The 14,625-nt window shown below is 43.6% G+C and carries 12 protein-coding genes; 5 read left to right on the forward strand and 7 right to left on the reverse strand.

What is annotated here, in order from left to right:
• Nucleotides 1–13 precede the first annotated feature (13 nt).
• The 5 genes from BMY50_RS14365 to BMY50_RS14385 form a co-directional block, all read right to left on the reverse strand.
• Nucleotides 14–3,163: a SusC/RagA family TonB-linked outer membrane protein gene (locus BMY50_RS14365; protein WP_162276597.1), complete on the reverse strand. Its 3,150-nt coding sequence runs from the start codon at nucleotides 3,161–3,163 to the stop codon at nucleotides 14–16.
• 184 nt (nucleotides 3,164–3,347) lie between these two features.
• Complete coding sequence (locus tag BMY50_RS14370) at nucleotides 3,348–4,727, reverse strand: neutral/alkaline non-lysosomal ceramidase N-terminal domain-containing protein (RefSeq protein WP_093325653.1); 1,380 nt, start codon at nucleotides 4,725–4,727, stop codon at nucleotides 3,348–3,350.
• Nucleotides 4,728–4,756: 29 nt separating this feature from the next.
• Nucleotides 4,757–6,112, reverse strand: a complete 1,356-nt coding sequence (locus BMY50_RS14375) for a DegT/DnrJ/EryC1/StrS family aminotransferase (protein WP_093325656.1) — start codon at nucleotides 6,110–6,112, stop codon at nucleotides 4,757–4,759.
• 35 nt (nucleotides 6,113–6,147) lie between these two features.
• The gene (locus BMY50_RS14380) at nucleotides 6,148–7,143 is read right to left on the reverse strand and encodes a Gfo/Idh/MocA family protein (protein WP_093325659.1); all 996 of its coding nucleotides are present in this window, start codon (nucleotides 7,141–7,143) and stop codon (nucleotides 6,148–6,150) included.
• A 233-nt stretch (nucleotides 7,144–7,376) separates the two neighbouring features.
• A complete protein-coding gene (locus BMY50_RS14385) occupies nucleotides 7,377–8,438 on the reverse strand; it encodes a LacI family DNA-binding transcriptional regulator (protein WP_093325662.1) in 1,062 nt (353 codons plus the stop codon).
• A 190-nt stretch (nucleotides 8,439–8,628) separates the two neighbouring features.
• On the opposite strand from BMY50_RS14385, the gene BMY50_RS14390 reads away from it, so the two are divergent.
• Nucleotides 8,629–9,153, forward strand: a complete 525-nt coding sequence (locus BMY50_RS14390) for a DUF2911 domain-containing protein (protein WP_093325666.1) — start codon at nucleotides 8,629–8,631, stop codon at nucleotides 9,151–9,153.
• Between the two features lie 77 nt (nucleotides 9,154–9,230).
• Here the strand turns inward: BMY50_RS14390 and BMY50_RS14395 are convergent, their stop codons facing one another.
• Nucleotides 9,231–9,620 carry a winged helix-turn-helix transcriptional regulator gene (locus tag BMY50_RS14395; RefSeq protein ID WP_093325669.1) on the reverse strand — a complete coding sequence of 130 codons (390 nt, stop codon included), beginning with the start codon at nucleotides 9,618–9,620 and terminating at the stop codon, nucleotides 9,231–9,233.
• Between the two features lie 113 nt (nucleotides 9,621–9,733).
• On the opposite strand from BMY50_RS14395, the gene BMY50_RS14400 reads away from it, so the two are divergent.
• Both BMY50_RS14400 and BMY50_RS14405 read left to right on the forward strand, forming a co-directional pair.
• Nucleotides 9,734–10,486 (forward strand): SDR family NAD(P)-dependent oxidoreductase, encoded by a 753-nt coding sequence (locus BMY50_RS14400; RefSeq protein WP_093325671.1) that lies wholly within the window; start codon nucleotides 9,734–9,736, stop codon nucleotides 10,484–10,486.
• A 111-nt stretch (nucleotides 10,487–10,597) separates the two neighbouring features.
• Nucleotides 10,598–11,764, forward strand: coding sequence for an ATP-binding protein (locus BMY50_RS14405; RefSeq protein WP_093325673.1), 1,167 nt, complete (start codon nucleotides 10,598–10,600; stop codon nucleotides 11,762–11,764).
• A 199-nt stretch (nucleotides 11,765–11,963) separates the two neighbouring features.
• On the opposite strand, the gene BMY50_RS14410 is transcribed toward BMY50_RS14405, so the two are convergent.
• The gene (locus BMY50_RS14410; RefSeq protein ID WP_093325674.1) at nucleotides 11,964–12,308 is read right to left on the reverse strand and encodes a winged helix-turn-helix transcriptional regulator; all 345 of its coding nucleotides are present in this window, start codon (nucleotides 12,306–12,308) and stop codon (nucleotides 11,964–11,966) included.
• Between the two features lie 178 nt (nucleotides 12,309–12,486).
• On the opposite strand from BMY50_RS14410, the gene BMY50_RS14415 reads away from it, so the two are divergent.
• Both BMY50_RS14415 and BMY50_RS14420 read left to right on the forward strand, forming a co-directional pair.
• A complete protein-coding gene (locus tag BMY50_RS14415) occupies nucleotides 12,487–13,464 on the forward strand; it encodes an MBL fold metallo-hydrolase (RefSeq protein WP_093325676.1) in 978 nt (325 codons plus the stop codon).
• Nucleotides 13,465–13,476: 12 nt separating this feature from the next.
• On the forward strand, nucleotides 13,477–14,625 hold a 1,149-nt coding region (locus BMY50_RS14420), incomplete at its 3' end, for a M20/M25/M40 family metallo-hydrolase (RefSeq protein ID WP_093325678.1).

Consider the following 14,625-nt stretch of genomic DNA (forward strand, 5'->3'; position numbering starts at 1 on the left):
CAAGCATTCATTATTAAAGTGAAAAATTCAATCCCAACGTATAAATTTTAGGCATGGGCACTTGCGCATTGTCTTTATCAGGTACAGACTCCGGGTCCCATCCTGGCCAGCTCGATACGGTAAACAGGTTACGAGCAGAGATGAATACCCGGGCATTTTTTGCTTTCAATTTCTCTGTCATCGTGGCGGGTAGTGTATAAGAAAGCGTCACATCCTGTACACGCAGAAAAGCTGTATTCCAGTAAGGCATCAAATTTCCACCGAAAACGGTCATATTCCGGCTGAGTTTGGGGTATTCATTCGATCTGTTCTCGGGCGTCCAATAGTCAAAATTTGCTGTACTTCTACGATCGTAAGTAGAATAATCTGCAATCAGCTGCGGAAAAGCACGTTTATGCCCTAAATCTGCTCGCAAAAAGATACTTGCATTAAAGTTTTTCAAGAAGGAAAACTCATTGCGCAAACCGATGAAGTAACGTGGCGCCGTATACCCGATGAACTGCTTATCTTGCAACGCTTCGTACAGTCCGTTTCCATCCAAATCGGTTACATGGTAGTCACCCGGCTTCAATCCGTATTTAGCCGCTTCCGCTGCCTGCTCTTCTTGCCAGACCCCTTCTACCTGATAATCCCAAATCACATTCAGCGGTTGCCCTATGAACCATTTATTGGAATAATCCGGGATTTCGCCCGTCAGGGTCTTTCCCTCCAACGTGTAATTTCCCATTTCGCCGAAGAGGCTTTTAATTTTATTACGATTGAACGAAAAGTTTAAAGTAGATCGCCAGGTAAAGTTTGGCCGCTGCATATTCAAGCTGCTAAAAGTCATTTCAAAGCCCTTATTAGCCAATGACCCAATATTCGTTGTCACATTCTTAAAGCCAGTAATGGTAGGTAACGAACGCTCTACCAGCAATTTATTCGTATTCGCGTTATAATATTCTACCGTTAGATTAAAGCGGTTCTTAAAAAAAGTTAAATCCGCACCGAAGTTCAGTGATTTCGTTTCTTCCCAAGAGAGCGCAGGGTTGGCCAATGTGGAGGTATATATCCCTACCACAGGGTTCGTGCCATCATAATATTGTACCGATTCCATCTGGGCAAAAGAGGCATAGGGCCCGATATCCCGATTACCATTCTTACCCCAAGATGCCCGTAGCTTGAACTGATCAATCATGGGCACCTTAAAAAACTTCTCTTTATGCACCTGCCAGGCAACCGCCGCCGCGGGAAATGTTGCATAAGGATTTTCCTGGCCAAAACCGCTGAAACCATCGCGGCGCACAGAGGCCGTCAATAAATACCTATCCATTAGCGAATAATTGATCCGCGCCATCAAGCCATCCCCATTGTATCTAATATCATTGGTGTTGGTAAAAGGATTATTCCCGAACTGAAGCCCCCCATAGCCCAAGGTCGGACTCGGCTGGAAAGACTGGTTTCCTATTTCCGAACTCCACGATTTAAACTGTTCCGCATTATACAAAAGGGTCACATCAAAACCATGCACACCAAATGTTCGGTTCCATTTTAAGAGATTATCCACCATCCATTCAAAGGAGCTATAATCTTCCCGTGTTGCATAGCCATTGCCATAGGTTTCCCGCCCGATAATGGTTTCGGTTGACCAAAAGTTATAATCTTTATCCAAGCTCGTTCTTGGTTGGAAAGACAAGCGGTAGGTAATGCCAAAGGGAAGCTTTAATTCACCATACAAAGAGGCAAACAAACTTTGTACATTATTATTGCGATCCTGCCCTAAGGTATTAATCAAAGGGTTTGGTGTAAGATAACCATGTGGATAGAAATTAATGGTCCCATCTGCCTCATATATCGATGCAAAAGGACTTACCTGATGCATGTTTCCCAAATGCGCAGGCACAGCGCCCTGATCGCGATACGAATATTGCATATTGATGCCCACATGCAACCAATCCGTCACTTTGGAATCTAAATTGATGCGCGACCGAATATTTTTAAATTTATCACCAATAATAATCCCTTCATTATCCAGATAACCGACCGACCAGAAATATTTCATATTATCCGTACCACCACTGATGCTCAGATCATATTCCTGGCGTCTGCCTTTTTGTAATACCTCATCTGCCCAATTCACAGTATTTCCTGATAGGTAGCTTTCCACCTCTTGTGGAAAAAAGCTAAGGCGGCTCAACCATTCATGCGTATCATCCGGGTTTGGGTTATTGCTTGCATCACGCCATTGGTCTATTGATACACCCGCGCTAAGCGCGCCCGGGTTATCATAATAATAAGCCGGTACAGCGTTGCCCAAAGTCCGTAGAAAATCACGCCGATAGTTCAGATAATTCTGTGGGTCTCTCACTGCGAAATCAGTTGAGGTTGCTTCAGCAAGCCCCTGTTTAGTAGAAAAACCGATGATTGGCTTCCCGGTCACACCTTTTTTGGTCGTCACCAACATGACTCCATTAGCCGCCCTGGCACCATATACCGCTGAAGAGCTAGCATCTTTCAAAATATCCACCGATTCAATATCATTCGGATTGATATCGGCGATACTACCATTATAAATCACGCCATCCAAGACAATCATAGGTGAAGTAGATGCATTGATGGAATTCACACCCCTAATCTCCATTGAACTGCCCCCCGAGGCAGAAGTTCCCTGGTTGGCCTGAAAACCCGCCACCGTACCCGCTAACATATCTGTCAACTGCGTCAAACTTTGGTTTTGAAAATCAGTCGCATTGATGCGGCTCACCGCACCTGTAAGATCACTTTTTTTGGCCACCCCATAACCTACAACAATTACTTCATCAAGGCCAGCTACATCATCTTCCATCACTATCCGAAGTATTTTTTTCTCTGATAGGGGTACTTCCTGTTGTTTATACCCTACACTTTTAAATACGAGCACCGCTCCTGCCGGAACCTTCTCCAGCACAAAACGGCCTTCAACATCAGTCGCCACCACCGTACCGGTACCCCGAAGAGATACCGTTACGCCAGGGATAGGTTTCTCGTTACCATCAAGCACCTGCCCTTTCACCACCTCTTGCAACAGTTTTTTTTCGGAAGAATGTGCTATAGAAAAAGTAAGTGGGAATTTAGATAGCGTTGAACCAAATGAAAGGGGTATAATAAAATTCAACAACATCGTTAGAAAACGTGTTTTTTTCATAATTTCGTGGAGATTTAAGTTAACACGATCGGTATCCATTGACAGATGAAAACCGATTGAACATCTTTAAACTAGAGAGGGGTTATTGCACGTAACCTCTCTTTTTCATTTCGTGGTCTTTTTATTCATAAGCATTTGGATTTTTTGTAATCATTTTTTCTTTCTTTAATATCAGCAGAAACCATCATTTCTGTATCGTACGGTAGAGTTCCGTACAAGCCGTTATGATGTGCTTTTCGATTCCTTTTTGCCATTTCGCAGGAAGTCCATATACCATTTGTGAAGTATCCCCTTCATAACCTCCCTCTTCCAATATTTTATCAGAAGGGATATAAGCCATTACATCGTTGCTGTAGCCAAATACGATCGTCTGTTTACCATAGACCTTTTTTAAATCCAACGCATACTGCACCACCAATTCGCCTCCCAACGCAAAAACGAGCTGATTACCAAGTTGCACACACTGAATAGGATAAGGATAAGACCTTTCGAGTTGTTCTCCTTTTTGCATACGGCCCATCATACGTTTCGCCCATTTTTTTGTGTAAGCAGGAGCCTCATTTTTTGCAATTAGCTGCTCAAAATATACCTTATCCGCTATTTTTGCCAGCGGGAGCTGTATTTCACGGAAAGCCATTTTCAATTGCGGTTCCAAAGGCTGAAATTCATTATCTTCCACGACCTGTTCAACAGCCGCTGCCAGCACCTTTCCATATTGCCGGGCACGCGCCAAGGACTTGCGGGGTAACGGATTTTGATCCGCTCCAGCGCCTTGGAAAAACATGGCCTGGCAACCATCATAACGATTTTCGAGCTCCAGTTGTGCAAAGCCAACATAGTCGCCACTCCACTCATAACCATCTAGCACCGTAGCATGGCAAGCATAACTCACCAACAAAGCCATCAAATTTCTGTGACCATCCATCACTTTAATAATAGGTACCGCATAATCACTAGGGCCATTTAATGCCGATAAGGTAGTAATCTCACTTTCCTTATTATTTCGGCGATTCACCTGAAAACGCGCCAGACCACTTCCTACAGCAACCTTTGCCGATTTTTTATGATGCAAGGCCTCCTTTACCAAGCCTACCAATTCGTTTACCAACCAGGCCGAGTACGCTTGGATTTTCCCTTGCTCCACTTCATCTATCTCATAAATATCGTGTAAAGCGCCTGCTAAAACGGGTGCCGAATGCGTGTGTGAACTATTGAGCACGATAGCTTCTCTTGATAAACCGAAAGCATTTTCCAATTTAGCACATACATTTTTGGCTATTTCCCTAGGTATTCCCAATAGGTCGGTACTAATTAACACCAATTGTTTTCCATTTGCATCCTCCATGACCATCGCCTTTGCCCATAGATCATGCATTTTACCCGACGACGGTTTATTACGTGTAGCGTAACCCGCCATCCACATAGACGTTTTGGGTGTAATCATCCGTTTTGCCAAACCTACCTTCCACGTTTGTTCCTGTGCGCTAAGGGGCGTATAACAAAGCAAGACCAGTCCCATCCAGGCCATTAATACAGCGTATATCAAGTACTTCAACTTTTTCATTATTTCTCGTATTTCCTCTTTACGTCCTGTTAAGTCTTTTTGATCGCATCGGCATGCGCATGAACCCGCTTAATTGCCGCGGCAATACGTTCCATATCCTCCTTTGTTCCCAGCAACATATTCTGCGTAAACCACACAGCCTGTTCATTACATAAGCGCTCATTATTGGCGCACTTATTCCGTAACACGAAATCATCAAAGTCGAGCATTTCTTTCGGATAAGCTTGTTTAAACCGTCTTTCAGCAAAGGCATCCTTCAGGTAAAGTTTATCGGTCAACGTAGCATAGCCACTACTACATGGAATCCCCTCGGCATTTAAAGCCTTTAAAAACAATTCGCGCGACAAACCCCCAAATTCAGCTTCCATAAAACGGAAGGGAAACAAATGAAAAGCAGCCCGCGTCACTTTATCGTACAAACGGTAGGGATAAATGCCCGGAATCTCCGCAATCAAAGCACTTAAGTAAGCTGCGTTCTCATTACGGCGTGTTGTTTCTACATCCACAGTGTTCAACATAGCCAAGCCAATAGCCGCTTGATATTCGGTAAAACGAACTTTCGTACCCAGGATTATGCTGCCGGAGGCCACCGTGCCCACCGCGCTGCCATAAGGTAAACCCAAGTTGTGGTATGAAAAACATTTATCCATAAAAGCATCATTGTTCGTCGTGATGGCTCCCCCCTCCCCAATAGCCATGTTTTTAGAATTCTGAAAACTAAAGCATCCCGCATCTCCGAGCGACCCCACCCGTTTACCATCATATTCTGCAAGATGCGCTTGACAAGCATCTTCCAACACGATTAATTGATGTTCACGGGCAATGGTCATAATGCGGTCCATGTCTACCGGTAGACCTGCAATATGCACCGGAATGATGGCTTTGGTACGCGCTGTTATTTTCTCTTTCACCCGCAAGGGATCGATCAAAAACGTATCAAGCTCCACATCTGCAAAAACCGGCATTGCCCCATTAGCAAGCACCGCCATAATAGTAGCGATAAACGTATAAGGAGGTACGATCACCTCATCCCCTTCCCCAATCCCAAAATTCGCCAATGCCGTTATCAAGGCATTCGTACCATTTACCACTGTTAGGCAGCGCTTAGTGCCTATCGTCTCCGCCCACCGTGATTCAAATTGGCTGGTAACATCCGCTCTTGACCAAATACCACTCCGCAGCACCTGCAGAATTTTCTGCTCCTCCGCAGGCGCAACCCATCGCGGCCACTCCGGCCACTTTTTATCGGCCATTATGGGTGTTCCACCTATTAAAGCTGGCTTATTCCATGTACTTAACTGCGGGATAGAAAAAGACCAAGACAGCGCAGCCCCGGTTCCTAATAAGGCAGTTTCTTTGATAAATTTACGTCTCGTGTGCCACATAGCATTTGTTGATTACACTCTTCGCAGAGCATTAGTTAAACAAGTATATCACGCAGCTGAATAACAGCTCCATTCGATTTTTTACTCTCATCAGCCCCCACCATGATTGCATAAATTTCCATCGTTTCTTTCTCATCTACCGGCGACTTGCCCGAATCAAAGAATTTGATGATCTCTTTCACGAGCGCATCGTATCCATTATAAGGGCCTAAAGTGAGATCACCATTTTCTCCATAAGCAGTACCCCCATAGGTGTGTTTCCCAGTACGTGTACCCCTGAAAGTACCAACCCGACCATCTTGCCAGACGCCCACCACGATATCCGTGCCTTCCGTATGTATGCGCGACACCTGTTTACATCCCGTTCCCATCAAGGCAACTAACATTTCAATACCATGTATACCGTACCAAAAAAAATCTGGATGATGAGGTTCTAAGGTAGCCGGGCTATAAGTATCTGCTCCTAAAATGCGGCCTACTTTGCCATTGATTGCAGCTTGCACCGTTTCCATATAACGAAGAGAAGATGCGGAAAATATCGGTACACCCGCACGCTGGGCAGCCTCATAAATAGCACGTACATCTTTCCAAGAAGCCGCTACCGGCTTATCGATAAAAATCGGTTTACCCGCTTTGATTACTTTCATAGCCTGCTCTAAATGAGGGCGGCCGTCATTCGTTTCCAGCATAACGTAATCCACCTCACTAAGGAGGGACTCTACCGAGTCGACGATTTTTACACCGAATTTTTTCACCTCCTCCACATAACCGGGAATTCTGCTGGCACTACTTTCTATTGTTCTACTGCCATAGGGATAAGCAGCAACGATCCGATAGGCTTGCAATTCCGGATCAGGAGATTCCGCATTCAAAGCCTTCGTAAAAGCAACGCTATGTGAGGTATCCAAGCCAATAATTCCAATTCGCTTCGCCTGTACTATTGGGCTTCGGGCAGCAAAAAGAGCGGAAGGCATCGTCCCCGCAGCTGCCAGGGCATAAGAGGCCTTTTTAATAAAATTTCTTCTTTCCATAGGGCATATCAGTATTGATTTATTCTTTTTTTAAACGGGTACGTACCCGTATTAACATATTAAAAAAAGAAGTAGTATTTAGCACATACTTCTACAACAAAAGATCCCAGATTTTACTATTTTGGTTTATAAACGGTAACGTACCCACTAAATAAGAAAATAAAATTCAGAGTTGCAAATTTTTTAACATTTTTCTATGCTATATTTCCTATTGATTTTGAGACCTGTACACCTTAATTTCTATAGAATTCGTAATTTTCCTTGGTGATAATATCTATTGGCATGAAATTTTGTTTTTCAATAGCTGCTCCCATCACAATATGCTGAAACAAATGCATGACGCCCGTATAACCCTGTTCCTCGGGTTTTTGCCCGATCAGAAAATCGATTAATCCTTCTTGAAGATAGTGGATATTCTCACGGATAAAGTCATAACCAACTAGTATTTTTTCTATCCGGAATTTTTCGAAATATTTTGCCACTGCTCTCACCTTGGAGTTTGTTACAAATATAGCTCCTATCGTTGGATGCTGCTGCAGGAAAGCATGCAGTTCTTTTTCTATAAACTCATCGCGGGTATCACGAATATCAAGCTTAAACAATGCTAGGTCCACATCACCATGATCTTGAAAATAGGCGCGGAAACCCTGCTCCTTACGCAAGAGGTGGTGGTATGTATCCATTTCCGTTGAAATATTGACAATCAGCACCTCCCCATTTTTCAGTCCATAGTTAATAAGCCTACCCGCTTGATAACCACTTTTAAACAGATGCGGACCAATATAAGATAAGCTTTCTTCTCCTGGAATATCTGAGTTGATAAACACCAGCGGGATGCCCTGCTGCTTACACAAAGCCGCAAAACGTACACCCTCATCAAAAAAAATAGGCGCTAACAACACGCCGTCGTAGGTGTCAACGCTCACTTGGTGTATAATTTCAGAAAAAGACTCCCTACTATCCAGGTCGTAAAAAAGTTTATCAAGCGTGATACCATACTGCCTAATTTCGCTGTAGGCACGATCGATCCCTTTCTCACTGGCCTCCCAATATTCGTTTTCCAATGACTGCGGTATAATAACCAAAAATCGGTTCATTTTTTTGGAAGCCAAGCGGCTTGCCAGGATATTCGGCTGAAAACCCATATCCTTAATAATTGCATTGATCTTATCCTTGGTTGCTTCAGAAACCCCCTTTCGATTGTGCATAACCCGATCAACAGTAGCAATAGATACCTTGGCACGTCTTGCAATTTCCTTTACTCCAGACAAGGAATTGTTTTGTTTTTTAGCCATCAGCCATTAAATTTCCACAATAATACTAAGTAAATATTTAAGTAAAAAAATAAGCTTTGTATACAGATACCTTATGGTATACAGACCTCTTATGCAGCCCTAGCCCTAATCCTCGGTTTGGTTAAATAACAATCCATTAGTTTAAATAAAAATTAATCCTATATTAGTATCATACATAAAAAAATATTTCATGAAATCTAGTATCCAATTACCTATTCAGCGAATATTCGCTATCCTTTTCATCCTAACCAATGTTAGCTTAATGGCTTGTGCGCAAAGCCCTAAAAAAAGCGCAGAAGGTAAGATTGGCAGTGCAACTGTATCCATACAGTACAGCAGCCCAAGTGTAAAAGGTAGAACGATATGGGGAGAGCTTGTACCTTACGACAAAGTCTGGCGGGCTGGCGCCAATGCGGCAACGATTTTCACAACCGATAAGGATCTAACAGTAGAAGGAAAAAAACTACCTGCCGGAAGCTACAGCTTGTTTGCTATCCCAGGCAAATCATCGTGGACAATCATCTTCAATTCGCAAACGGGGCAGCCGGGCACGAAGCAAGGCGGTGAAGCCAACTTAGATCGTGCAAATGATGTATTGAATGTAAACGTTAAACCCGTTAGCAATGCGATGACGGAAGGCATGACTTATGAAATCGACAGCAAGGGAATCGCCTTGGTGTGGGAAAAATTAAAAGTACCCGTAAAAATAAAATAATTTGAAACATCAACCTGCCTACCTAGCGTAGGCAGGCAACTAAATCTGCAGGGACTCTCGCTCTCTCCCTAAAAATATCAACGCGATAGCCGGGCACATGATAATCCACTTTCCCCCTTCAGCTCACGTTGTTTCTTCCCCCATTTGCTCAGTTGTTCAAAAATGGGTATTAATTCAATGGCCAGGTCGGTAAGTTCATATTCCACCCGAACGGGTACTTCCGCATATACCGTCCGCTTCACTAATCCATCTTTTTCCAGCGCCCGCAGCTGGCTGGTGAGCACCCGATCTGTCAGAAAGGAAAACTTGCGCTTAAACTCCTTGAACCGATATTTTTTACGCGATAAGAGATCCAAGATGAACAGCTTCCAACGGCCACTGATGATGTGTATCACATAGGTGAGATCGCAATTGATGATACATTGCTCATTGCGTGTATAGGTAGAATTTAGTTTTCGTTCGCCCATTACTTACTTCAATATTAGTAACATACAATTACCGGTCTGCTATGCCAACTCCTTGGCCCATGCTATTTTTACACCGGTGTTTATACAAACTTACTATTTAATTGATAAAAAAGATGGACTTACATTTAGCAGGAAAAACAGCCATTGTTACAGGGGCCAGTCAGGGATTTGGCCGGGCCATCACGCGCGAATTGGCCATGGAAGGCGTGGAAGTGCTGGCCACGGCGCGTAGTGAAGATTTATTGCACAGCTTGCGAGAAGAAATAACTAGCGCCGGAGGTATTGCGCCGACCCCCTTCGTACAAGATTTTATGGAAGCCAGCGCACCCCTTCATATTGCAAATGCCGCATTGGCAGCTTTTGGTGCCGTAGACATCCTTATTAATAACACTGGAAGGAGCCGTGCCGTGGATGTAGTAGGTGCAGAAGAAGAATGGGAAGCCGGTATGTTGCTGGATTTTCACCGGCATCGTCAATTAACCCAACAATTATTACCACAATTTATCGAACGAAACACCGGGAGCATCCTTAACATCACCAGCAGCTATGAGCTGCGGTCTATCAACGTGTCAGCGGTAGCCAAAGCAAGTTTAACCCAATGGTCTAAGCAACTTGCCGGCACGCTAGGCCCACATCGTATTACCGTAAACTGCCTACAGCCCGGACTAATTGATACGGCTAATACCCAACGTTTATTCTCCCCAAGCGAACGTCAAACATTTGCTGTCCGTGAAATTCCGCTCGGTGATTTTGGTACACCCGAAGACATGGCTTCGATGGCTGTATTTCTCGTATCTCCACGAGCGCGCTATGTAAGTGGAAGCGTATTTACTGTAGATGGTGGACTAAGGCGTCACGCATTTTAGTTATGTAAATTCAAAGTTTATATCATGTATTTTCAAAATTTTGTTCATGCAAATTCAAAATTAAGTCTATGTATTTTCAAATTTTGTGTGTATTTTTGAAAAAAAGAGAAAATGGAAACATTCATAAAACGCTCTGTTTCAAGCACACTGATAGCACAAAAGGAAAAGTTTCCCGTATTAGCCGTTACTGGGCCGAGGCAGTCGGGGAAAACCACCCTCTTGAAGCATTTATTCAAAGACTATAGATACATCACATTAGAAAACCCGGATATCCGTTCTTTTGCAAACGAGGATCCCAATGGTTTTTTGCAACAATATGATGGAAACGTTATTTTGGATGAAGCACAGCGAACACCTGAACTCTTTTCTTACATCCAATCAAAGGTAGATGAAACCGGTAAAATGGGGCAGTTTATCTTATCAGGATCCCAAAACTTTCATTTACTGAGCAGTATTACCCAAACCTTGTCCGGAAGGGTAGCATTATTTAAATTACTGCCTTTTGATATGCAGGAAATGCAAAACGCTGCTTTATTGGTCAAAAGCTATACCGATGCTTGCTTTAAAGGCTTTTATCCCGCTATATTCGATCGTGAAATTGACCCCACTATATTCTATGCCAATTACATTCAAACCTATATCGAAAAGGATGTAACCACCTTGATCAATATTCGTGACCTAAAAACCTTCCGCACATTTCTTGGCCTATGCGCCAGTCGCGCCGGCCAGCTACTTAATATCAGCGCATTGGCGAATGCTTGTGATATTAGCCAGCCAACAGCCAAAGCCTGGTTATCGATTCTCGAAAGCAGTTATATTATCTTTTTGCTCAATCCTTATCATGAAAATTTTAACAAAAGATTAATCAAAAGTTCTAAGTTATATTTTTACGACAGTGGTCTATTATGTCATCTATTAGGTATTCGCGATCAAGAAGAAGTATCAGAGAACCGTTTAAAAGGTAATATTTTTGAGAACATGATCATCGCTGATTTCATTAAGCACAACGCACATCAATATCTTCATCAAGAATCCTATTTCTGGCAAGACAGCAATCAACACGAAATTGATTTCCTTCTTAAAAAAGCCAATGGTTTTGAGGTTTTTGAAGTAAAAGCTACACAAACCATTACACCAAAACTTTTCGCCAATATGGACTATTTCGGTGAATTGGCAGGTCCACAATCGGTAAACAAAACTTTAATTTATGGTGGTAATGAGAACCAAAAGCGCACAAAATATAAGGTATTAAGCTGGAGAGACGTCGGGAAGTTATAAATTAACCCTTCTCCATTTTGCACTATGATAGTGCATTTTTCGTAACATTTTGCACTATCACAGTGCAAAAATAGCTATACCCTACTCGTCTATTAGGAAGTTCCAATCCGATCAAAATAAATATTTTAAGCCATTGAGCAAAAAGGTAATCATATCGTTTCCGACTGGGTTCTTATCTTTTCGGGGAATTTGATCCTACTTAGCGCACTTCCACCAACTGACGTTGTAATAATTCAGCACCCCATTGATCGATCACGTTTATTACAGGAATCAATGATTCTCCAAAATCCGTTAGAAAATATTCTACCTTCGGCGGCAATTCGGGATACACTACCCGTCTGATGACATCCCGCTCTTCCAATTCTTTTAATTGCTGGTTGAGCACTTTTCTGGTGGCCAGCGGATTGAGCCGTTGTAGTTGACTGGGCCGCCTATGCCCGTTCATAATATTAAAAATAAGGCAAGGCTTCCACTTCCCGCCAATAATATCCATGGTTGCTGCTACACCACAATCTATATTTTTTGGAATCTTACGTTCGTACATAGCTTGTTAGTTATTTATATACAAAGGTAAAACAATTTGTTATTTTATAGCCATAGGTACTTTTTTGTGCCTATGCTACAATCAAGTACGTACTTGTTTATCAGTCCCTATGCCCCTAGCTTTGTAGGCTAATGCTTGCGCGCAGCATTCGACTTTTTAATTTAAAAAAACATTAACAATGAAAATTACACATTCAAATATTTTATTCGGCACCCTGTTCAGTCTTTTTGTAGGCATGCACGCTGAGCTGCCCGCACAACAAATACCCTCGTACTTAAAGCAGCCCAGCAGCTACGAAATGGTATTGGGGGACGTTAAAATCACCGCACTCTCAGACGGCAGTGTTAATCAGGTTCTTAAAGACCTATTAATAAACACCACAGATGAAGAAATTGATCATCTTACTTCCGAGAACTTTCAAACCGATGAAAACGAAGCATCCGTAAACGCCTATTTATTTAAATTAGACAACAAATTGATGATGGTAGATGCCGGAACTGCCGATTTATACGGACCATCCTTAGGCTTTCTGCCCCAAAATCTTTTGAAAGCGGGCTATGACCCGAAGCAAATTGATGTAATTCTGGTGACGCATATCCATACTGATCATACAGGCGGACTGATGGATGGCGACAAAATAGTTTTTCCCAATGCTACGGTATACGTCAGCAAAACCGAGCTGGATTTTTGGTTGGGAGACGAAAGTTATAACAAGGCACCGGCTGATAAGAAAGTATATTTCGAACAGGCCAGAGAAAGAATCCTTCCTTATGTGAAGGCAGGAAAAGTCAAAACCTTTGCGTTCGGGAAAGAGCTATTTCCAGGTTTGACGCCGCTAGCTGCTCAAGGACATACGCCGGGACATACCTTTTATCAGCTGGTCAGCAAAAACGAAAAAATCGTGTTCTGGGGTGATCTCTTGCATTCTGCTGCCGTACAATTCCCCAATCCCGACGTAAGAATTGTGTATGACATCGATCCCGACCAAGCCGCAATCACACGCAAAAAGGCCTTTACCGATGCCGCCCAAAACAAATACTGGATTGCGGCAGACCATCTCTCCTATCCCGGGATCGGGCACATCAAAAAGGAAGGAAACGGCTACCGCTGGTATCCCATCAACTATACAATCGACCCAACAGGTAAGGGGCAGTAAAACAAAACATCTATGAAACACATGAAGTATTGGATTTGCGTCGCCGCTGTTTTTCTTCTTTTCAAGAATCTCTCGGCCCAAACGACGCCCGAAGATAAAAAAGCTACCATTGCACATTTTTTCGATGAGTCGCTAACAAATGCGCTCATACCCGCACATTTGCACCATCTAACCAAACAGATCGGCCACCGAATTTCCGGGTCGCCACAGGCAGAAGCAGCGGTGCACTGGATCAAGTTGCAGCTGGAAGCATTGAAGCCCGATGCCGTGTATTTACAGCCCGTCAAGATACCCGTATGGAAAAGAGGTCCAAAAGAGAAAGCTTTTTTCCAAACGGCTGACCATATGCAGCCGATGCAGGTACTCGCCTTTGGTGGATCGGTGGCCACCAAGGGCACGCTGAGTGCCGAAGTTGTTGAAGTGAAATCATGGGCGGAATTGTCGGCCTTACCGGCGGATAAAGTAAAAGGCAAATTCGTTTTCTACAACCGTGCCATGGATCGCACTAAAATCGATCCGTTTGATGCCTATCTGGAAGCTGTTGATCAGCGCTCCATAGGCGCCATTGAAGCCGCCAAAAAAGGGGCTATAGGGGCCTTGGTGCGTTCACTTACACTTGCCAAGGACGATTCTCCACATACCGGTGCCATGCAGTATGCAGACGGGATCAATAAGATTCCTGCTGCCGCACTCGGCACGCGCAGCGCCGACCTGCTGAGCCAAACGCTTAAAGACAATCCCGCGCTCCGATTCTCTTTAGAGATGCACTGCAGCACCTTACCCGAAATCGTTTCAAACAATGTCATTGCCGAAATAACCGGAAAAGAATTCCCAAATGAATTTATCACCATCGGCGCACATATTGATTCGTGGGATGTGGGTGAAGGTGCCAGCGATGACGCAACGGGCATTGCGCAGACCATCGAGGCCTTGCGCTTATTTAAGACCCTGGCATCCAAACCCAAACGAAGCATTCGCTTTATCTTCTATATGAACGAAGAATCTGGCGCACATGGCGGCAGTAAATATGCATCTGCGGTAAGAGAAAACAAGGAGAAACACCTTGCATCCATCGAGTCTGACGCTGGAGGTTTTCAACCGGTTGGATTTCGCATTGATGGCGACCCACAAGCCGTGAATCAGATCAAGGCTTATAGTCCG

This window comes from Olivibacter domesticus (genome assembly GCF_900109575.1).
In the GTDB taxonomy this organism is placed as follows: Bacteria; Bacteroidota; Bacteroidia; order Sphingobacteriales; family Sphingobacteriaceae; genus Olivibacter; species Olivibacter domesticus.